Raw genomic sequence first — 20,754 nt, 5'->3', positions numbered from 1 at the left:
AGGCGGGGACATTGTCTACTTATTTTATTTCTGACTTGCACCTCGACGAAAAACGCCCGGATATTACCCGGGCGTTTTTTGATTTTCTGCACGGGCGAGCTGCCGGTGCTGAGGCGCTATATATTCTCGGCGACTTTTTTGAGGCGTGGGTTGGCGACGACGACGATGCCCCGCTGGCCCGCGAAGTAATAGGCGAGTTAAGTCGCTATAGCGGTACCGGCGTAGAGTTGTACCTGATGCACGGCAATCGGGATTTCCTGCTGGGTAGCGACTTCGCCCAGCGCGCGGGAGCCACTTTACTTCAGGACCCAACTGCGTTATCCCTCGGTAATGAGCGCGTGCTGCTTATGCACGGCGACAGCCTTTGCACCCTCGACAAAGAGTATATGGCGTTCCGCCGCCAGGCCCGGGACCCCAAGTGGCAACAGGAATTATTGGCCAAGACTCTAGAAGAACGTCGCGCCATTGCCGCACAGATTCGTTCCGCGTCCAAGAGTATGAACAGCCGCAAGGCGGAAGACATCATGGATGTAACCCAGGAAGAAGTGGAGCGGGTGATGCTCGAGCACAATGTGCATCGACTGATTCACGGCCACACTCACCGGCCCGCCCGCCACGGGTTGACAATCAACGGTGAACAGGCGGAGCGTATTGTGCTGGGAGACTGGGATAAGAATGCTTGGTGCCTGAAAGCGGACAACGACTCACTGGAGTTGATTCACTGGCCGATCGGCTAGGAGCCGGCGTTTTGGATGAGGCTCTGCTGTTGCTGCACAGCCTCTACCAATTCCTCAAGCGTCTCCCGCAAACGCTGCACACCCCCAAATTGAAAACCTTTCCCCTGTAAATAAGCGCAATCCATCACTGCCGGCGGTTTCACTTGTGGCTGGGGAGGTAGCGGTCCCTGTTGTCCGGATATCGATCTTAGAATCTTCACCAACTCGCGACTGCTAACCAGGCAATCACTACAGTTTACAGCCCGCCCCCGGGCATCCTCGTGCTCCAGTAAAAGCTCTACCGCCCGCGCCACATCTTCTCCGTGCACTTCCGTTGAAAGCCGGGAATTTAAATAGGCTTCCCCAGATATCACGGCTCGAGCGATGTCATACCACTTGCTGCGACTTAGTGGACTCACCAGCCCGTAAACTCCAGTTAAGCGCAATGAAACCGCATGCCAGCCACGCTGATACGCCCAAGCAGACAGCATGGCTTCCACAGCCGCTTTATAGCCGCCGTAGAAAGTATCCGGCTGAACAACCTGCTCCTCGCGTAAAGAGCCGCTCAACTCTCCAGTGGCATAAACGGCACGACTGGAAATAAACACAAATTTTTTTACCTTTGCTGCATAGGCGAATCGGATTAATGCCAAGGTTTGACTGAGATTTACATGTAAAAAACCCTCGAGATCATCCCCTTCTCCATTTCGATAGCGACCGGGAAGATGCTCGAAAGCTGCATGCACCACCACATCCAGATTGCTGACGAATGTCTGTTGTGTTGTATCAGAAGTAATATCCCCGACACTGCACGCCAATCTGGGTGAAGCAATACTGCGAAAAAGAGCTGCACTTTCCTCCCTGCGCAGTAATACTCGCACTTCATAGCCCTGCCGTAAAAAATGCCTGACTAGAAATTGCCCCACATAGCCACTCGCACCAGTTATCCCTATTCTCACAATTCCCTCTCTCGATTTTATTTTCTAAGCACGGGCTAACTCATCCAGATCAACGGCGATATCTCGCCCTTCGTAAACCGCCCACCACAAGTCGATCAGGGGCTTGAGCTTTTCAACTTTTGAGTGCTGTTTTTGCCAGGGTTTTTCATATTGGTAGTGAATGACATGAATACTGTCCCACTGCCACAGCTGCGGTAAATTGAGGTAGAGGTATTGCAAGGCGTTATAGATATAAGGCAGGCCGTGCCAACGAGGAAAAAAGGACTGCAAAAATGTCTGGTCTGTGCGCCGCCAGAAAACCCCTGGTCGATCCAGTTGCTCAAGCATTTTTTGGTAGGTCGCTTCACTCGGTACCGCAGTAAACAATCCCGAATTCATACGATGAAATCCATCCAAGTCTTCGTAAAGATTGGGCGCTGCACAAAATTCCGGATAATTCATCAAGTGGTCAATATTGCGCAATACCAGGGTGTCCGCATCCAGGAAAACAAGCTTATCGAATTGGGTCAATTGCCACAGTGCCAATTTGCAAAAGTTATTTAGTGGGTCGTGAAAGGCTGGTTTATTGCCCTTATCAAAGGGCGCGCGCCGGTGCAGCGCTTCACGTTTATGGCGACTGACAAATTCATCAGAAAAATGGGGAGGGAAGACTTCTTTGATCAAACAACCCGATGCTTCCAATGGCGAAACATCACAACTATTTGCGGGCACCATACAAACCAGCGGATGAGCACTGGCCACCTGATCTAATGAACGTTTTAGTGCCATCGCACCAATTACATAATCCCGACTATTAACCAAAGTCACGAAGGCACATCTTGACATAACAATTGGCTCAACAATCCCTTTGCAGCATTATTTACAGCTGAGGAAGTACATCTTCAGGCCCGCACAATAATCTGTCACACCAGCGGCTTACGATTGCTTCTACTTGTTTTTCCTCAAAGCAGTTCTCATTGTAGATAAAGCTCGAGCGCAACTGTTTCCCAAAGACGGTGATAGATAAATAGATGCCATATGGCGTCAAGCGCGTCGCCAGGGGGGCAATCCGGATCTTCAAGTGATCATTCAACCTTGCCCAATCTGAAGTCTCGCCGGTGTAGACAGCAAAAAAACCTTCCCTGTGCTCCTCCGTTTGTAGAAAGGTCACCAAATAGCAATGGGATGCATCAAGGTGATGGCCAATCCGGCCATGCGGACCGATGGACTCAGCAGCATAAACCGTGCGCATTGCATATTTTATCTCCGTAGACAGGCGCGCAAGCTTTTCATGCCAGGGCTCATCACGACAAACCATCAGGTTCACATATCGACACATAGGGCCGAACACTTCCCGATGCTCCTTCTTCAACCGAAGAGATAAATTCCCACTCATCCAAAAAGTGTGTGGTAGAAACTCACATAGCACTTGCTGAAAGGCCGCCGCCAAATAAGCAAAGAGGCTGACATTCTCCGAGCTAGCCAACGCCATCACCCTCTCAATTTCCCCTTCGCCCAGACTACAGACTGCTTCACTGCAAAGAACCGAAGTCTCTTCAGACTGGGGTAGCTGCTTTATTTTTTCCTCTTGGATTTGCAGTCGATCTTGCCAATAGTCCCGCGCCTTCTGTCCACGTGCCGACAGCAGGTAGGCTTGTTCAAAATTTACATAATCTGCAAAGTCAGTAGTTTCCACACGAGGTTGGTAGTCCTTCCCCACTTCCCCACTCAAATAGTGAGACAGTGCTTCGGACCAAAGAAGTGACAAGCTAATTCCATCGGTAATAATGTGGTGGCACTTGGTTAAAAAGATATATTCATCTTCGCCAGTTCGGAGAAGACTAAGGCCCAATAATTGGTCTCTTTCCAAATTAATTGGCGAACTGCCAAATTGGCGCAAAAAACTCGCAACATGCGCTTCACTCAAATGGCGAATATCCAAATAGTCCAGTTCGATATCGACAAAAGAGCGAACAGCGGGCTCTCCGCTATAGCGGCAACGAAAAATCGGATAGGTATTTACTACCTCTGAGATAGACTTTTTGAACAACTCAACATCCAGGTCTCCCTTGACCACCATGGCACGGGTGATCAGGTCGACCAGATCCTTACGGTGATGCAAGTCATAAATACGCTGCTCAGTGATCGACAAAGGAACCTGCGTCGATAAACTCCAACCGGCCATGGCGGTCTCCGAAAATCATTTGCCCGACAAAAGATTACGGTTAAATCTAGTAAAAATACGCAAGTCCCACGGGCACGTTACTTTTAGAATATACAAAACAGCGGGATGCAATGGCGCTTCACTATGATCACAATCAATATTCTCTTGCTTTAGGTCGCCGGCACAATGCATGATCTCTTCAGACTACAAGGGGCAGGAGTTCCATCCAGGTGATCAATAACCTGAATAAACGCGTATTGATTCTCGGCGGCTACGGCAATTTTGGCGCACGCATCGCGCAAATGCTGAATACGGAGCCCAACATCCAACTGATCATTGCCGGCCATAACAAATCGCTGGCCGACCGTTGCGCCCAATCACTCGGCGGTCTCGCCGAGGGGTTACGACTGGAACGGGACTCCATTAACCTCGCCGCACAATTGAAGGCCCTGCATTTGGATTTAATCATCCATTGTGCCGGCCCCTACCAGAGAGAAACTGATTACCGGGTGGCCAAAGCCTGCATTGAAGCCCGCACACCCTACATCGATATTTCAGATGCGCGCCGCTTTGTATGTGATTTTCACCGTCTCTCCCCAGCCGCCGAGGCCGCCGGTATCGCCATGGTATCCGGTGCCAGCAGCCTGCCCGGCCTCAGCTCAGCAGCCATAGCTGAGATCCAGAAAGAACTGCCGGTCATTCGCTCCGTGCAGGCGGCAATTGCTCCGGCACACAAAGTAGAGCGCGGCCTCGCCACCGTGCGCTCTGGCTTTGAAGCGCTGGGGGAGAGCTTCCCCAATTGCGGGATGGGCGCTGGAGAGAATCATTTGCCGGCAATCACCTGCGCTCGGTAACTCTTGCCCATCCAGTGGGAAAACGTTGGCTGTGCGATTTTGAGGTTCCCGACCTGGAATTGTGCCCAAGATACCTGCCAGATTTAAACACAGCACTATTTTCCACGGGGACAGAGCCCCTGATTCTCCAGGCCGGCCTGTCTTTATGCGCCCAACTCTCGCGCCTAAATTTGCCCGCCACAAGTTCCCGCATCGCACAAATTGCCCATAAATTGAGTGCCCGCTGGCCTGGTGGCAGCTCTCACGGCGGCATGATTGTCCGCGCACTGGGTGAAGATGCTGACGGTAGGACAACTGGTAGGCAGTGGCAAATACTTGGAATGGATGGCGATGGTGTCTGGATTCCTGCAGCACCCGCAGTGGCCTTGGCGAGAAAATTCCTTCGCGGTGAAATTTCAGACAGTGGCGCGCGCGCCTGCTGGCAACTATTGAAGCTGGATGAAATCCTGGATGAACTGAAGGATTACTCGATCGTCACTGCCATCGAGTTTTTACCTGCAGAGCAAAATTCACTGCCTGCGTTGGCGGCGAGCTAGGGGAAAAAGCCCTTTAGTTGGCCTTATCAAGGCAGAACCCTTACAAATGATCTAGGTTCAGTATCGGAACTTTATGTAACGATGCTGAACCTGATTTTATGAGTAGCTCCAACCCTTGGTGCGCCTATTCCGGCCGGAATGGTATAAAGCGCGCAATTATCCCCATTACCGCTCTTATCCTGACCCCATTCTTCTTGGTGCTCACGTTTACAGACAGCGCCTGGTGGCTGGTGGCTCTACTGATTAGCGTTTCACTGGTACTACTGGGAATCTACGATATGCTCCAACCCCACTGGAGCATCACGCGGAACTTCCCGGTTGCCGGCCGCATTCGCTGGATATTCCTGAATCTGCGTCCCTATTTCCGCGCCTATATGGTCGAGGGTGATGAGGAGGGACGCCCTTACAGCATTGAAGCCCGACGACTGGTGTATGCCCGCTCTGAAGGTTTTTCCGATATGCATCCGTTCGGCACTGAAAAGGATGTGCAGAGTGAGGAATATACCTGGCTCACTCACTCGGTGAAGCCCGAAAAAAATGCAGACACTTCCTGTCGTACTGAAGTGGGCACGGGCCGCTGCAAGCAGCCCTACTCCGCCGCCCTGTTAAATATCTCTGCCATGAGCTTTGGCGCTCTATCCGCCGCCGCAGTAGAAGCCTTGAATAAGGGAGCCTCAATTGGCGGCTTCTATCACGATACCGGTGAGGGAGGTATCAGCCCCTATCACCGCAAGCATGGCGGCGACCTAGTGTGGGAATTAGGTACCGGTTATTTCGGTGCGCGCAACGATGACGGCAGCTTTAACCCGGATCTATTCCGCGAGGCCTGCAACGATCAGGTCAAAATGACGGAAATTAAATTGAGCCAAGGCGCCAAACCCGGGCACGGTGGGGTTTTACCCGGCGCCAAAGTTACCCAGGAGATCGCTTCCACCCGCAAGGTTACACCCGGGCAGAACTGCGTCTCCCCTCGCGCGCACTCCATGTTCTCCACCCCCATTGAAATGCTTGAATTCGCCGAGCAAATGCGCGAACTCTCCGGCGGCAAACCGGTAGGCATAAAACTCTGCGTAGGGCATATCTACGAAGTGATGGCCATTATGAAGGCCATGCACGAGACCGGGAAACTGGTGGACTTTATTGTTGTGGACGGCGCCGAAGGCGGCACCGGCGCAGCACCATTGGAGCTGTCCAACCACGTGGGCATGCCGCTACTGGAAGGGTTGATTATCGTGCGCAATGCCCTGGTGGGGGCGGGCCTGAAAGATAAGGTGAAGCTGGCCGCCAGCGGCAAGGTTTATTCCGCGTCCGGCCTGGCACAGTGCCTGGCCATTGGCGCTGACTGGTGCAATGCGGCGCGGGCATTTATGTTTTCCGTGGGCTGCATCCAGTCCCAGCGCTGCCATACGGATACCTGCCCAACTGGTGTTACCACCCAGGATCCTCGGCGCCAGCGCGGGCTGGTGGTGGATGTGCAGAGTAAAAGGGCGGCTGCTTTCCAGGCAAAAACTCTCGAAGCTCTGGGGGATATAGTGGCCGGTGCAGGACTTACCGATCCCCGGGACCTGAAACCCTACCACCTGGTTCACCGAATTAATGGCGCTGAATCCAGGCCGATAGACCGTATCTGGCATTTTCTCGACACCAACTCCCTAATCGACGCACCAGAAGATACGCCCTACTGGCACTGGTGGCTGGCCGCACAGGCAGACAGTTTTCAGCCTGCGATCAAGCTCGAAGAAGGCAAGTACGCGTCAATCCGCCGCGCTATTAACCGCTAGCCCCACCCAATCTGTGGAGACTGCTATGCAGACCGTTTCAGAAATTATTGTCGATACACTGGTCAAGGCCGGCGCCAAACGGTGTTACGGCATTGTCGGCGATACCATCAATCACTTCACATCAGCGGTGCGCACTTCCGATTTGGAGTGGATACATGTGCGCCATGAGGAAGTGGGCGCTTTCGCCGCTGGGGGTGAGTCTTACCTTACCGGTGAGCTGAGCGTCTGCGCCGGAACTGCCGGGCCCGGCAGCCTGCACTTTATCAACGGCATATTTGAAAGCCATCGCAATGGCGCCCCGGTGGTACTGATTGCCTCCCGCATTGACCGTGCGGAACAGGGGTTCGGCTATCCACAGGAAGTGGACCAGCAAAAGCTCTACGAACAGTGTTCGGTCTTCTGTGAAACCATGACCCACCCGGAGCAAGCCCGTCGAATGATTGTGCAGGCTGCACAAACTGCGCTTACTCGCGGTGGAGTCGCGGTGGTGCAAATCAGCGGCGACTTGTTCAAGGAGAAGAGCAAAGACAGTCTGCCCTGGTCAGTACATCGCCCTGAATGGCTAGCGCGTCCGTCTGACTCTGAACTCGACGCCCTGGCAAAGAAAATCAACGCCGCAAAAAATATCACTATTTACGGCGGTATCGGCTGCCGTCACGCTCACGATGAAGTAATAAAATTGGGACAACACCTGGCCGCTCCTATTGCCCACACCACCAAGTCGAAAGAGTTTCTCGAATACGACAACCCCTGCCATGTGGGCATGACCGGGATTCTCGGCAATCCCGCAGGCTACCGGGCCATGGAGACTTGTGACCTGTTACTATGCCTGGGTACCGATTTTGCCTACACCCAGTTCTACCCAGAAAAAGCCACCATTATTCAAATTGATGCGGAAGCGCCGCACCTGGGGCGACGCGCTCCTGTGGATATGGGCCTGGTTGGGCATGTGGGTCCAACCATTGAAGCCCTCTTGCCCCGATTAAAGGCCCGCACCGACAGTACCTTCCTTAATGACCTTCTCGAACGATACAAAAAAGATCGGGAAGAGATGAAAAGCCGCGGCAAAGAGAAAGACCCCAGCCTGATTCACCCTCAATTTGTCGCTCAGACGCTCAACAAGCTGGCCGATGAGGATGCCGTGTTTACCGCCGATGGCGGCGCCTGTATGGTTTGGATGCTCCGCGATCTCACTGCCAACGGCAAACGCTCATTTCTTACCAGCCTTTCCCACGGCACCATGGCCAACGCCTACCCCCAGGCGCTTGGCATGGCCAAAGCCTATCCCGGGCGCCAGGTCATCGCTATGTGCGGCGACGGTGGTATGACCATGTTAATGGGGGACCTGCTGACACTGGTGCAAGAAAAAATCCCATTAAAAGTCCTGGTATTTAACAATCACTCCCTCGGCTTCGTAGAGATGGAGCAGCGCATTGAAGGACTACTCGACAGCTATACCGACTTACATAACCCGGACTTCGGCCGCGTTGCCGAAGCTTGTGGCATCAGTGGTGCCAGTATCGAGAGTGCGGATCAGCTTGAGGACAGCATGAAGCGCTGGCTCGCCACTGACGGACCGGCGCTACTCAGCGTACCGACCAACCGCGTGGAACTGGTGATGCCACCAGAAGTTACGGCGCAGCAAGTCACCTCCACCGCACTGTTCGGACTTAAGGCAATACTCAACGGCCGCGCCGATGAGGTGGTAGATCTTTTGCGAGACAATTTCCTGCGCTGAGACTTTTTAGCAGGCCACAACAAAAGGTTTGTGCGGCACTCATGCATCATTTCGGACAGCAACGCCATAACAGCATGCTGGCCCTGATCGCCAGCAGTGAAGTCGACGACAACAGCGCTCCCGGCCGCGCCGCCATGAGGCTACAGGCAGAGTTATCAGAGCGAAAAATTGACGTAATAACAACCACCAGCGGTAGTGATGCCTGCGCCATACTGAGCACTAACACCGCAATCCAATGCCTGCTGATTAATTGGACCCTGCCCGGTGAAGCGAAATGCCCCACGCTGGTTGTATTGGAAGAACTTCGCGCCCGCAATCCCCAAATGCCGGTATTCCTTCTGGCAGATCAGCAGACTGTCAGCAACATGCCGCGACGGGCCCTGGAATTAGCCAACGATTTTATCTGGATGCTGGAAGATACTCCGACCTTTATCGGCGGTCGCATCCAGAGTGCGATTGAAAGATACCGCCACGCCATTCTTCCCCCCATGTTTCGCGCCCTGACCCACTTTGCCCGGGTCCATGAATATTCGTGGCACACACCCGGCCATACTGGGGGAACAGCTTTTCTCAAATCCCCTGCGGGTCGCGCTTTTTACGATTTCTTTGGGGAAAATATGTTGCGCTCGGACCTCTCTGTTTCTGTAACAGAGTTGGGATCGCTTTTGGATCACTCGGGCCCCATTGCCAAGGGAGAGCAATATGCAGCAAAAGTATTTGGTGCGGATCGCACTTACTATGTAACCAATGGCTCTTCGACATCCAATAGAGTGATATTGATGGCATCGGTTACCCGGGGGCAATTGGCTCTGTGCGATCGAAACTGCCATAAATCCGTCGAACACGCGATCACCATGTCAGGTGCAGTTCCAACCTACCTGATTCCCCTACGCAACAACTACGGCCTCATAGGCCCTGTCCCTCCCCAACAGTTGACGGCCAGCTCTGTTGCCAATGCTATTCGGCAAAACCCGTTGTCCAAGCACGCCAAAAACTCCCGTGCCGTTCACGCAGTCATTACTAATTCCACCTACGACGGTCTCTGTTACAACGTGCGCAGAGTGGAAGAACTTCTCGGCGAGTCCGTTGATCGCCTGCACTTTGACGAAGCCTGGTACTCATACGCTCGATTTAATCCTATCTATCGAGATCGCTTCGCAATGTACGATTTGGGAGAAACCGACACGAAAAATGGCCCGAGCAAATTTGCCACTCAGTCAACACATAAGTTACTCGCCGCATTGTCCCAGGCATCGATGATTCACATTCGCGATGGGCGTAAACCCATTGAGCATGGGCGCTTTAATGAAGCATTCATGATGCATGCCTCAACCTCCCCACTTTATTCCATCATGGCCTCCAATGATGTGAGCGCAGCAATGATGGATGGACCGGGTGGAAAAGCATTAACAGAGGAGTCAATTGCTGAGGCCGTAGCGTTCCGACAAGTATTGGCCCGTTTGCAACAGGAGTATCGCGATAAAGAAGAATGGTTCTTCGGAGGTTGGCAGCCCGAGCATGTCACCGACCCCAGTAACGGGCACAACTACGCCTTTCACAGCGCCCCAGCAGAACTCCTGTGTCATGAGCCCAGCTGCTGGTTATTAGGCCCCGGCGAGTCATGGCATGGATTTGGTGATATTGAGCCAGATTACTGCATGTTGGACCCGATTAAAGTATCGATTACCACCCCGGGGATAAACCCTGATGGCAAACTGTCTGCATCTGGAATACCTGCCAACATCGTCAGTAAATACCTGGACAACCTCGGCATTATCGTGGAGAAAACTACCGATTTTACGATTTTGTTCCTGTTTTCTATCGGTATTACCAAGGGTAAGTGGGGCACTCTAATCAATGCTTTACTGGCCTTTAAGCGCGACTTCGATGCCAACCGGCCCTTAAGTGAATGCCTGCCAAACCTTATAAAAAAGTCCCCAGCCTATCGCAATATCGGGCTGCGCGACCTTGCAGACAATATGTTTGCTTCCATGAAAAAATTGCAAACCACAGTGCAAATGTCTGCAGGATTTTCAGCCTTACCTAGAGCTGACTGCAGTCCGGTACAAGCTTATGAAACCCTGGTTCGCGGCGATGTGGAAATGCTTCCGCTAAGCAAGTTACCGGGACGTACGGCTGCCACGGGCGTTGTACCCTACCCTCCAGGTATTCCTCTGCTAATGCCCGGCGAAAATTTTGGCGATGAAGATAGTCCGGCATTGATTTACTTGAGAACTCTGGAAGCCTTCGACCAGCAATTTCCAGGCTTTACCCACGATAACCACGGAGTAGAGGTGCAGGACGGCCACTATCATATTTACGCCCTGCGGGGAGACTCGCCATAGGCTCGCCTATCAAAGAGGAGCATAAAATAGGCCTGGTCCCCGCAACCCTGATGGTTGCAGGCAATATGATGGGCTCCGGGGTTTTTATGCTCCCCGCCAATCTCGCTGCAGTCGGCAGTATCTCTTTGATCGGCTGGTTGATAACCATCGTCGGCGCTATCTCCCTGGCACTGGTATTTGCCAAGCTCGCCGCTATCTATCCCGCAGCCGGCGGCCCCTATGCCTATGCCCGCCGCGCTTTTGGCGATTACATTGGCTACCAAACCAATCTGGTTTACTGGCTGGCCAATGTAATCGGTAATGTTGCGCTGATTACTGCAGGCCTGGGCTATCTGACCCATTTTTTTCCACCGTTAAAAGACCCACTGACTTTTGCCATGGCCCAGGTTGCCATGGTCTGGCTGCTAACTTACGCCAATGTACTGGGCCCGCGCACCGTCGGTCGCATCCAATCCCTCACCACCGGCCTGGTTTTGCTTCCAATCCTCGGCACCGCTATTTTTGGCTGGTTCTGGTTCGACCAGCAAAACTTTACCAGCAGCTGGAATGTCTCAGGCAAAAGCGACCCCAGTGCTATTATGGCCAGCCTGACCTTCACGCTCTGGGCCTTTATTGGGGTGGAAACCGCCTCTGTATCCGCCGCAGTGGTAAAAGACCCCACCAAGAACGTCCCAATCGCAACGGTTGGGGGAGTTATCCTGGCTTCTATTGCCTATGTACTCAGCTCATCGGTCATTATGGGGATGCTGCCGAACCAGGAATTAATTAGCTCCTCCGCTCCCTTTGCCGATGCTGCTCGCCTGGCACTGGGAAATACTGCGGCCAATGTCGTAACCCTGTGCGCCGCTATTGGCTGTATCGGTTCATTGGGCGGCTGGATACTGTTGGTGGGGCAGTCTGCCAAGGCGGCGGCAGATGATGGCCTGTTTGCAGCACTATTTGCCCGCACCAATAACAAAGGCGTGCCTACCGGCGGATTGACTCTAGTAGCCGTGTTGATGTCTGTATTGATACTTACCACCATATCGCCAACGGCCAGCCAGCAGTTTGGCAAAATTGCCTCTGTCGCTGTGATTATGACGCTGATGCCCTATATCTATTCAGCGGTAGCTTTGCGGGTTTTGGCCTACGGCAAAATGCCGCCTCAGCAGTACGGACTGTTTACTGTGATTTTGCTGATTGCAGCGGTGTACTGCCTTGTGGCCCTGGTGGGATCTGACGGGCAACAAACCCGCTGGTCCCTGATCTTTGTGATTGCGACAGTCATTTTTTATGCACTAATTTTAAATCGCCGTCGCAGCGTTGAAGAAAAGCACTTTCTACCCGGTGGGCCAGAACCAGCCTGGGTTCACTACTTCACTCTCTTTGCCACAATTGCTGCCCTGTGCCTGTTCTTCTGGTTTTCCGTAGGGCAATACCCGGACTTGGAATTGCGCCTGCGCGCACCCAACCCCTCGGGTCATCATCTTGAGAGGCACATTGAACCCTAGACTCAGCGGGTTAGCGCCCTCTCGATGGTTTCCGCGGTAATTTCAGTAATCCCTTGGGAGTTGGATTCACGGTTACCCGCCACATTGAGCGTCTGCGGACGGTTCTTGAGGATGAAGTCGCGCACCAGTTGTACTCGATCGGCATCAGTCGGATTGACTACCAAGTGTGGTTTCCCCAATACCTGGCAGAACTCAATAGTAAACAGGGTGCCATCACTACCGGGATTGGTTGTGAAGATAACCGTGGCATCGGAGTTGCGGATATTCTCACGAGTACGCTCTTCCAGGTCCGGGGACGTGTTTTCAATCAGCCCAAGTCCTTTCAGAAAATCAGGCCGATCACCGATCTCAGTCCAGTAACCCTGTGGTGCTGTGCCACCGGTGGCAATTCCCAGGCGCTGCCCCGCCAGCAGGCCTCCGGTATCCGCCCCCGTCTGACCACCACTGATAATTTTCTCCGGTCGGAAGATCACTTTTCTCCCCCATATCGTTCATCGTCTTACTAGCTTGAGCTAGCAGACATCAAGCCAGCGATAATTGACATTGAAATTAACGGTCGCAGCCACTAATTTATCTCCAACTTTAGTCTGACCGGCAGCACTGTGAATTACTATCTAATACTGAAAACACTGCATATCCTCTGCGCCATAGTCGTTCTCGGCACAGGGACCGGCATCGCTTGGTACACCCTGAGGGGCTGGCTGTCCGGAAATGCCCAAGTCATGCAGTGGGTCAGCCGGGAAACGGTACGGGCAGACTGGATATTTACGGGATCAGCGGTAATTGGTCTATTTGGCAGCGCGGTGGGTATGCTGCTGATCAATCCTAGCTGGATGCTACAGGCCTGGCTGCAATTGGCCGCCGGTCTCAGCGCAACCGTGTTCTTGTTGTGGCTGCCGGTCGTTTACCTTCAGTACCAGCTGCGTAAACATGCCAAAGAAGACGGTAATCTAGATAAAATGCGCAAGCTAATGATGGCTTGGTGCCTGCTCGGGGCTATCGCATTTCCCATGACCATTATTATTGTCTATCTAATGGTATCCAAACCTCCACTGTAAATTGGATGGCAATATTAAAATCAACTATGAGCAACTTTTTTAGCTTGTACCTTAAAGATAAAGACAATCCCTCAATAAAAAATTCTCTCAGGTAGGTTAATTGATGAGATTATTTAAAAATAATCAAACCACACATTAACTTTACCAATCGACATTTAAATTATTCAACAAGTGTGGAATACACTGACCCCATCAACTTACAACGTCCTACATGCCTCATCAAAATCCAATCGGGGATTACGCGGATGCAGCTTTTCAGTTTCTCCATACCCCAGGTTGCACAGGAAGTTAGATTTAATAACGCAGTCAGGAAAGTGCTCAGGTAAAAATGCTGGCGCTGAACACCTTTTACTGAAGAACTCCTCATCGACCAGCGCATTATCAAATCCCGACATAGGTCCGCAATCAAGCCCCAGTGCCCGCGCAGCCAAAATAAAGTACCCCCCTGAAGGGAACTATTACGAAATGCCGTTACCTCAGCATATTCCGGATTGTCGGCAAACCATTCCCGTGCAGGGGTCTGAGGATAAAGTCTCGGTAGGTTCTCATAAAAATGCATATCGTAGGCAACAATTGCAGTCACCGGGGCTTGCATTGTTTTTTTGATATTTCCTTCATTGAGGGCCGGTTTAAGTCGCTCCTTGGCCTCCTTGCTTACGACAAAAACCAATCGCATGGGGCAACAGTTGGCGCTAGTGGGCCCAAACCTGACCAGATCGTATAGCCGCTTCAAAACCGCTTCCGAAACAGGCCTGTCCTGCCAGTAACTATGGGTTCGAGCCTCGTTAAACAACTGATCGAGCACTCCAGAGGAAACCGGTTGCATAAAAGCTACCCCAAATGACTTCTCTGGTAACAGTTTAGTTTGCGCATGCCATTTCAAAGGATTAGCAGGATCATAAACAGATGGCAGAACATCACCAAGTAAGTCACAATACTGCGGGTGCGGAAATACTGGTCTCGCCCCGGCAAGTTAGGGTTCAACTTAGCCTCAGCCCAGGCAACAAAGCCAAAAGCGAGCAGCAGCACTGGAAGCGCCCAGGAAGTGCGAAACATCAGCAACGCTCCCCAACCCAATAGCGTCACCAGATTGCTAAGCAGCGCCAACATCAGCCGGTGCGGGTGCCCCACCCGATTAAGTGCAGCACCCCACCAGACACCACAAAGAAAGCTGAGTATCACAGCGCTATAGGTCGTGAACAGCAGGCGCGGAGTCACCCCCAAAATCGATAACCCCAGCCACTGCATAAAGATTCCAACGACAAATGGAATCAGACCAAAATAAGCTAACCAGTCAAAAAACCGGGTATCTACTTTAGGGTAATTATGGCTGTCAGTGTCCATGTCGTCTAAGCTTCCAAGTCAGAGACAGTTTCATCTCAAAGCAACAAGCTTAGCGGCAAGGGCGAGCAGCAATGGATGCCGAACAGAAGATTGACGTTAAACAAGCGCTGCGGGTATTTGATAAAGCGACAAAGAAGGGACTCAAAGAAGGCAATGAATGGCATTACCAGGGGCTGGCCGTCAGTACTGACTATGACGGCTATACAGTGTTCATCAACTCCCCCAAAGTAAAACTCACCATATTTTTTCACAATAAATTTTCTGTAGACTCCACCAGTAACAAAGAACTTGAAGAATTTATCCGGCTGCTGAAAAAGCTTGATTCAGAATAAAAGAAAGGAATCTACGAGCACCAAAATGACACCACTTTAAGAGTGCCCTTCGGTACTCATTAGAATAACAGAATTTGTGCAGACAGAGACACTATTCTCAATCAAAACTAAAATTCTCGAAATACCGCATACACCTGATTTAAAACTGGAGCCTGACTCTGCTGTAGCCAGCATCCAACAAATTGATCATCTTTCATTTTATAAAATTATTTGGGTGATACCGGGTTTTTCAGCACTCTTAATAGGCAGGAAAAAGACTCTGCTGATCCACTGGCTGCAAATTTATAAATTGAGCATGTGACAATTACAATACGTGGGGACGACTTCTATTTGCACAATAACAAAATTTGCCACTACCCTTCGACAAAATTTCATTAACCCATGAAAGACTAAGTACGCAAGTAGCTACAGCAACAAGAGATAACCCAGCGGAACTTTAACCTATTACTTTGTCATAAGTCCGCCGGGTTAAAATATCACTCCTCTCCCAATAGAGCTTTAATTATTGCCCCAATAATATAACCAACGTTATCCACCATTGTACCAGAGGTGCCACTCTCGGCCGTTAACGCCTCCTGTGAAAGGGTTTTTCCTCCTTCAAATGCAGAAGCATAAACCACATCCTTATGTATTGAGCCAGCAAAAGACACACTGACAATTACAGCAACAAGAAAAAATCTACATATAATTTTCATAAAAATTCCTCTTAATTGATCCAGTTTTTCATCTTCCCGTCCTCCAAAAACCTCCCTATTTATGGAACATCCACACTAATGGATATTTGAATAGCCTTCAAACCCATTAAATTAAACTTAAAAATCTCATGTGGAACCTTATTAGCTTTCAGGAATGAAATAACGCCAACGCGATCATCCCAGGTACAACTAACGGAACAATGTGGCCAGCAAAGCTGAAGCTGTGGTAGTCGACACCCTCTGGATCATATTCAATCCCCCCAGAGTCCAAAAGAGCATCAACACCGTCAAAGGTTCAATATTATCACCGGAATAAGCCCGAAGTGCTTGCCGGTCATCCCCTAAAACAAGGGAGCATGACTTGACCATATGATGGAATCCCATTTAAAAAATCTAACTACCGATTATCTAAAACCCGCTATTTGATTGAGCATAAGCCCCAAAATGGCAGTATCTACATCTAGCGTAAAGTCAAGGCTATCATGGAAGATGACAGCGTTGCACCAGACCCTGAATCTACTGTCATATATTTGACACCATGTAACCAAGTCACCATCTCTTCGATCTTCTTTTGAAATCGCTCCTTACTTTTAGTTGCATGTAAATATTTTTTAACACCCCAAGAGTCAATGAAATATTTACAAGATATCGCCTTGCGCATCAATACTGATACCGAGTCAGCTACCCATATTGGCACTCCAACGGCAAAATATTAACCTATCCCAACAGGATAAAGAGGGAAATTAACTATCTTTTTGTGGCCCTTCTTGATGAAAGTCAGGTAGCCTTAATCCCCAAGAGGAGTTTAAAAGCCTTATTGATACGTCCATCTACCCAAGGGTAAATGTAAATCAGGGTCATATCTACTGTGGAGCGTCCCAAAACCCCTTATATTAGCTACAAACCAAAATTCTCAGCAGCCTGAGTGACTAGAGCCATCGTGATATCGTCTTGTTTTATAAGGCCTTACTCAAAATTATCGAGTAAAGAAAAAAACAGCCATGTCTTTGTATTTCTATCCGCACCTATATATTGCCAGGAACTGAAAGACAGCTTATTTTTGGGGAGGGAGGAGAGAAACCAGGCTATCTGGTACCAGTCCACCATAAGAATCATCCCGGCGAATCATTACGCAAACCTAAAGCTAACAAAACCAGGTTTTAATGGAAATTTTTACATTGGGCCACCTTAGGTGTGAGCCCCATTAAATAGTCGGCTCGATCAAGCCTGTCGCCTTAGCCCGCAGTTACCCAGGAAAAACTGAGAGACTGACACATTCAACTTACCTCCTCGACCAGACAAACTTGGCGCAACTCCAGCAACTGTTATGCCGCCGCCCCACAGGCAATCACCAGACTTCTAAACACAAAGAATTCCTATTTGGCACTCACCTGAATTTGCACAAAATAGTAAATAGCCTTCAAAGCACTAGCAACATACTCTGGTTTCAATTCTGCTCGAAATCAGCATATCTGAACAATTTGTTAAAAAAAGAGTGGAAGACCATCGCCGAAAGCACGACCACTCGCTGAGCACTACTAGCAGCTGGAGATGAGTGGTTTTATCAACAAGCTAGATTCTGATCTTACTTTTCCCTTCCAACTTACCCCCGGCTTACTGAAGTAGATCGTTCTACCAGGCTGTCAGTAAAGAACTTCAGCCAGAGGCCTGCCAGATCTTTTTCTGGCACTAGTCCGGACAGATTCGAGTTGGTTTTGGGAGCCTTAATAGCTCGCTATCGACTTCTTTTAGAGAGCTCAAAGTGATCGAGCCAGAACAAAAGAGTAAAGAGTAACGGCGCTTAAATACTCTACTTCAACACATTGACGCCATACAAACGTAGCTTTGTCTTTTTAAGGGAGGGATACCCTGTAGAAGTCTACAGGGCAGTAAAAATATTTTTCAAAACTGCGGTTAACAGAGCTTTAATAGAACCATCCCTGGAGTACGAAGTTTACTTTCTAGCATTCTAACGATAGTACAGATTACAAGTACCCTTTAATACGTACTTCTCACCCCGCATGCCTATAGCGTTCGATCAAGCAATATCGGCTTATACCAGAGAAGTATTAAAGAAGCCCGTACTGAATTTTAAAACAAAAATGTGTAACAGGGGTCCATAGAATCAGGAAGCTTGTAGCCAATAAACATCAGTGCAAAAGCTTCCTGTAAATCTGACCCACCTTAGCAGGCCAAGCGAGAATTACTGCCCGGCACTCTCCGGCACACCACTGTGAAAGCGGAATTGCCCATCACTGCCTTCCACTAATTCCTTTTCTTTCTCCAGCAGTGCCTGAACCCTAGATTGAATATCTTCATCGGAAGCCTTCTGGGCAAGATGTAGATAATCGCGGAAGTGACGCGCCTCAGATTTAAGCAGGGAGAGATAAAACTTCTGCAACTCATCATCTAACTGAGGCGCAATCCGTGCAAAGCGCTCGCAGGAGCGCGCCTCGATAATAGCGCCACAAATCAGCGTATCGATCAGTCGCCCCGGCTCTGCGCTGCGGACTTCGGCACGAAGACCGGCCGCGTAGCGGGAGGCACTAACGTGGGGATAGGCGATACCGCGTTTCTCCATAATCGCCAGCACCTGCTCAAAGTGGCGTAACTCTTCGCGAGCCAGACGCGACATTTTGTTCAGCAGCTCAAAGTCATTCAGATAGCGAAACATCAGGTTCAAGGCAGTACCCGCCGCTTTTTTCTCGCAGTTGGCATGATCGATCAGCATCATTTCCGGCTCCTTCAATGCCGCCTCCACCCAGGCATCGGGCGTAGGACACAGCAGGAATTCATTGATAGCGGACAGATCTGGGACTTGAGCATTCATAGGGCGAACAAACTTAACCGGAGCAAAATAACTTGGCGCGGGATTATAGCGGCCCCAAGCCACAAACGCCCGCTTTTAAACCACCAGCGGGCACTACTCTCCCGACTGACAAACCGGGGCTGCAATTATCCAGGAAGGTCCCTAGTGATAAATACACTCAATTTGATAACGATTTATTAAGTGTATTAATATAAAAATCACTTTTTATCCGGCATATCTGATGAATGACTACAGAACCCAGGCAAAAGCTATCCCGCCGTTATTAGAAAATGTCCATGGCGCCGCCCAAGCCCTGAGAGAATCCCTGGAGTTGCTGCAAAATGCCGAGAAACCCTGGCAGCACTATCTACTTCAGCCCCCTTTCGCACAGGATGCCGCACTCAGCCTCAATCAGAGCTTTGAACGCCCCTATTCACTGTCAGGCACTCTCTACTCACAACTCGACTATCTGGAGCCCATTAGCGCCGGAGGAGATGCCCGCGCTACTTTACAGGTACCGGGTTTATTGGCGGTGCCGACCAAAACCCTTGAGTTTGCTCAACAACTCAATAACCACAAAGAGATCTTTGCCAAGGCTATCGCCGAACTTCGCAGCTCCCTGGCAGAGCGGCCAGTGGCCGAACAGGATCGCACTGTCCGGGAAACCCTAGCGGATGCTGGGTACCCCCGCGCGCATCTACGCCAGTGCTACCGCCTGGTCTTGATGTGCCCGAAGCGGCCTGATGCCATCACTCTTTCATGGATCAAGGCGCGTAAATCCATTCGCAAGGTCACGGTGAAATGGTGTGAAAAGAAGTTGGTGCAGCTGGACCCCCAAGGGTCCGATCCCGGTATCCAATACCAGCGCCAGTTGCTCGCCGGGCTACACAAAAGCCAGCAGGAGGATTTACGCCAGGTGCAGGTACAGAGTCGCCCCAATCTGCAGGTAGCGGAAATCTTCTATGGGCACGGGCTAGGCGAGGAAGAGGAATATCATCAGGTCGGTTATTCCTCCATGCCGATTCTGGTAGAAGCCAACGAAGCCGGGCAACTGCCTGAATTCACCCGAGTCGACCATCAACCGAGTTTGAGTCGACGGCGCCAGAGGCGGGATCTGGCAATCGCCAGCGAACCCTTTCTACCGGCGCTCAGAGTATTTTTGCGCCAGCAGCGCTGAACCTAAGCCCCAAATGGGGCTGCCATCAATTTTTGAACCGCCCTAGGTAATACCCGGCGCCACGTAGCGCTGGTAATAGGCGACAGACAGTGCGTAAAACTCCTCATCTATAAGGCGGCGAATTTCCACCAGAGAGACACCGCGCGCCTGCGCAGTGGTCTGCAAACCAAACGCTTTCAAGTCACCTATTTGGCTGGCCCCTGCCCGCAATAGTTCGAACACCCAACAGTAGGGATTTTGACTTTCATCAAAACGGACCCGCTGGTGATGAAGCTGCTCCAATAGCAGCTCGCGATCCACGATCTCCAACTGGCTGCGCACTGCGTTCACCAAATACCCTTCACGGCGCTCGGCAATTATCCGGCGCTGTTCTTCACTGTAGGCATTCCAATCAATCACCTCGTGTGCAAAGCGCTTGCAGCCACGGCAAACATCATCGCCAATTCCCGTGGAGCAAACACCGATACAGGGCGTGCGAACCTTCTTATACATTAACTATCCGACCAACCTATTTATGCCGCCCGCGCGGCCTTCAAATTGCGCGTAGCCTATTTTGTTTCCGCCGCCAAGAAAAGGGGGAAGTACCAGCTGCCAAACTACTAAAATTCACCTAGCAAATAGTCATAATTCACTTAAATTATTGATTTTTCGATAAACTTAACAGCAGTAGGGCTTTCCTGTAGTATTCGCCCCCCGCCATCAGCGGCCTCGAAAAAAAATCCCGGCTGACCGTTAATAGACCGGGAATTCCACCCGCTGTAGGTGCCACCCCACACA

General features: G+C 50.8%; 19 protein-coding genes. 10 read left to right on the top strand and 9 right to left on the bottom strand.

What is annotated here, in order from left to right; all coding sequences use genetic code 11:
• The first annotated feature begins 11 nt into the window (after positions 1-11).
• Positions 12-737, top strand: a complete 726-nt coding sequence (locus tag P0078_RS22970; protein ID WP_282932190.1) for a UDP-2,3-diacylglucosamine diphosphatase — start codon at positions 12-14, stop codon at positions 735-737.
• Here P0078_RS22970 and P0078_RS22965 read toward each other — a convergent pair.
• From P0078_RS22965 to P0078_RS22955, 3 genes are read right to left on the bottom strand one after another with little or no spacing between them, the layout of a single operon-like run.
• Entirely contained in the window at positions 734-1,675 is a 942-nt protein-coding gene (locus P0078_RS22965) for an NAD-dependent epimerase/dehydratase family protein (protein ID WP_282932189.1), read from the bottom strand. The two genes, P0078_RS22970 and P0078_RS22965, sit on opposite strands and share 4 nt — an antisense overlap.
• Positions 1,676-1,699: 24 nt before the next feature.
• Positions 1,700-2,482, bottom strand: a complete 783-nt coding sequence (locus P0078_RS22960; RefSeq protein WP_282932188.1) for a glycosyltransferase — start codon at positions 2,480-2,482, stop codon at positions 1,700-1,702.
• Between the two features lie 52 nt (positions 2,483-2,534).
• Positions 2,535-3,839 (bottom strand): condensation domain-containing protein, encoded by a 1,305-nt coding sequence (locus P0078_RS22955; RefSeq protein ID WP_282932187.1) that lies wholly within the window; start codon positions 3,837-3,839, stop codon positions 2,535-2,537.
• 209 nt (positions 3,840-4,048) lie between these two features.
• Between P0078_RS22955 and P0078_RS22950 the strand changes: the two genes are divergently transcribed.
• The 6 genes from P0078_RS22950 to adiC all read left to right on the top strand — a co-directional run bounded on the left by P0078_RS22950 (position 4,049) and on the right by adiC (position 12,562).
• Entirely contained in the window at positions 4,049-4,672 is a 624-nt protein-coding gene (locus P0078_RS22950) for a saccharopine dehydrogenase NADP-binding domain-containing protein (protein ID WP_282932186.1), read from the top strand.
• Positions 4,618-5,208 (top strand): saccharopine dehydrogenase family protein, encoded by a 591-nt coding sequence (locus P0078_RS22945; protein WP_282932185.1) that lies wholly within the window; start codon positions 4,618-4,620, stop codon positions 5,206-5,208. The genes P0078_RS22950 and P0078_RS22945 overlap by 55 nt, the downstream gene beginning before the upstream one ends.
• 98 nt (positions 5,209-5,306) lie before the next feature.
• On the top strand, positions 5,307-6,989 hold the full coding sequence (locus tag P0078_RS22940; protein WP_282932184.1) for an FMN-binding glutamate synthase family protein: 1,683 nt from the start codon (positions 5,307-5,309) through the stop codon (positions 6,987-6,989).
• Positions 6,990-7,014: 25 nt separating this feature from the next.
• The gene (locus P0078_RS22935; RefSeq protein ID WP_282932183.1) at positions 7,015-8,727 is read left to right on the top strand and encodes a thiamine pyrophosphate-dependent enzyme; all 1,713 of its coding nucleotides are present in this window, start codon (positions 7,015-7,017) and stop codon (positions 8,725-8,727) included.
• A 41-nt stretch (positions 8,728-8,768) separates the two neighbouring features.
• Complete coding sequence (locus P0078_RS22930) at positions 8,769-11,072, top strand: Orn/Lys/Arg family decarboxylase (RefSeq protein ID WP_282932182.1); 2,304 nt, start codon at positions 8,769-8,771, stop codon at positions 11,070-11,072.
• Entirely contained in the window at positions 11,069-12,562 is a 1,494-nt protein-coding gene (gene adiC, locus P0078_RS22925) for an arginine/agmatine antiporter (protein WP_353057091.1), read from the top strand. Before P0078_RS22930 ends, adiC begins: the two co-directional genes overlap by 4 nt.
• Positions 12,563-12,564: 2 nt before the next feature.
• Here the strand turns inward: adiC and P0078_RS22920 are convergent, their stop codons facing one another.
• Positions 12,565-13,035: a YpsA SLOG family protein gene (locus P0078_RS22920; RefSeq protein ID WP_282932181.1), complete on the bottom strand. Its 471-nt coding sequence runs from the start codon at positions 13,033-13,035 to the stop codon at positions 12,565-12,567.
• A 129-nt stretch (positions 13,036-13,164) separates the two neighbouring features.
• On the opposite strand from P0078_RS22920, the gene P0078_RS22915 reads away from it, so the two are divergent.
• On the top strand, positions 13,165-13,620 hold the full coding sequence (locus tag P0078_RS22915) for a DUF2269 domain-containing protein (RefSeq protein WP_282932180.1): 456 nt from the start codon (positions 13,165-13,167) through the stop codon (positions 13,618-13,620).
• 160 nt (positions 13,621-13,780) lie between these two features.
• On the opposite strand, the gene P0078_RS22910 is transcribed toward P0078_RS22915, so the two are convergent.
• Both P0078_RS22910 and P0078_RS22905 read right to left on the bottom strand, forming a co-directional pair.
• Positions 13,781-14,446, bottom strand: coding sequence for a malonic semialdehyde reductase (locus P0078_RS22910; protein ID WP_282932179.1), 666 nt, complete (start codon positions 14,444-14,446; stop codon positions 13,781-13,783).
• 53 nt (positions 14,447-14,499) lie between these two features.
• Positions 14,500-14,964, bottom strand: a complete 465-nt coding sequence (locus P0078_RS22905) for a DUF3429 domain-containing protein (protein ID WP_282932178.1) — start codon at positions 14,962-14,964, stop codon at positions 14,500-14,502.
• 71 nt (positions 14,965-15,035) lie between these two features.
• Between P0078_RS22905 and P0078_RS22900 the strand changes: the two genes are divergently transcribed.
• A complete protein-coding gene (locus P0078_RS22900; protein WP_282932177.1) occupies positions 15,036-15,296 on the top strand; it encodes a DUF3081 family protein in 261 nt (86 codons plus the stop codon).
• Positions 15,297-15,772: 476 nt separating this feature from the next.
• On the opposite strand, the gene P0078_RS22895 is transcribed toward P0078_RS22900, so the two are convergent.
• Both P0078_RS22895 and P0078_RS22890 read right to left on the bottom strand, forming a co-directional pair.
• Entirely contained in the window at positions 15,773-15,991 is a 219-nt protein-coding gene (locus P0078_RS22895) for a hypothetical protein (RefSeq protein ID WP_282932176.1), read from the bottom strand.
• 2,203 nt (positions 15,992-18,194) lie between these two features.
• The gene (locus P0078_RS22890; protein WP_282932175.1) at positions 18,195-18,821 is read right to left on the bottom strand and encodes a MiaE family protein; all 627 of its coding nucleotides are present in this window, start codon (positions 18,819-18,821) and stop codon (positions 18,195-18,197) included.
• A gap of 220 nt (positions 18,822-19,041) precedes the next feature.
• Between P0078_RS22890 and P0078_RS22885 the strand changes: the two genes are divergently transcribed.
• Entirely contained in the window at positions 19,042-19,977 is a 936-nt protein-coding gene (locus P0078_RS22885; protein ID WP_282932174.1) for a hypothetical protein, read from the top strand.
• 42 nt (positions 19,978-20,019) lie between these two features.
• Here the strand turns inward: P0078_RS22885 and P0078_RS22880 are convergent, their stop codons facing one another.
• On the bottom strand, positions 20,020-20,469 hold the full coding sequence (locus tag P0078_RS22880; protein WP_282932173.1) for a DUF1289 domain-containing protein: 450 nt from the start codon (positions 20,467-20,469) through the stop codon (positions 20,020-20,022).
• Positions 20,470-20,754 lie beyond the last annotated feature (285 nt).

Source organism: Microbulbifer sp. VAAF005 (assembly GCF_030012985.1).
Lineage (GTDB): Bacteria > Pseudomonadota > Gammaproteobacteria > Pseudomonadales > Cellvibrionaceae > Microbulbifer.
The sequence above is the reverse complement of the archived record's forward strand: the minus strand, read 5'-3'. Positions and strand labels throughout refer to the sequence as shown.

Bases quoted from the DNA above. Each gene is read 5' to 3' on its own strand.
- P0078_RS22940 (WP_282932184.1), top strand. From the start codon at position 5,307: ATGAGTAGCTCCAACCCTTGGTGCGCCTATTCCGGCCGGAATGGTATA.
- P0078_RS22880 (WP_282932173.1), bottom strand. From the start codon at position 20,469: ATGTATAAGAAGGTTCGCACGCCCTGTATCGGTGTTTGCTCCACGGGA.
- P0078_RS22930 (WP_282932182.1), top strand. From the start codon at position 8,769: ATGCATCATTTCGGACAGCAACGCCATAACAGCATGCTGGCCCTGATC.
- P0078_RS22905 (WP_282932178.1), bottom strand. From the start codon at position 14,964: ATGGACACTGACAGCCATAATTACCCTAAAGTAGATACCCGGTTTTTT.
- P0078_RS22885 (WP_282932174.1), top strand. From the start codon at position 19,042: ATGAATGACTACAGAACCCAGGCAAAAGCTATCCCGCCGTTATTAGAA.
- P0078_RS22935 (WP_282932183.1), top strand. From the start codon at position 7,015: ATGCAGACCGTTTCAGAAATTATTGTCGATACACTGGTCAAGGCCGGC.
- P0078_RS22955 (WP_282932187.1), bottom strand. From the start codon at position 3,839: ATGGCCGGTTGGAGTTTATCGACGCAGGTTCCTTTGTCGATCACTGAG.
- P0078_RS22890 (WP_282932175.1), bottom strand. From the start codon at position 18,821: ATGAATGCTCAAGTCCCAGATCTGTCCGCTATCAATGAATTCCTGCTG.
- P0078_RS22900 (WP_282932177.1), top strand. From the start codon at position 15,036: ATGGATGCCGAACAGAAGATTGACGTTAAACAAGCGCTGCGGGTATTT.
- P0078_RS22895 (WP_282932176.1), bottom strand. From the start codon at position 15,991: ATGAAAATTATATGTAGATTTTTTCTTGTTGCTGTAATTGTCAGTGTG.
- P0078_RS22910 (WP_282932179.1), bottom strand. From the start codon at position 14,446: ATGCAACCGGTTTCCTCTGGAGTGCTCGATCAGTTGTTTAACGAGGCT.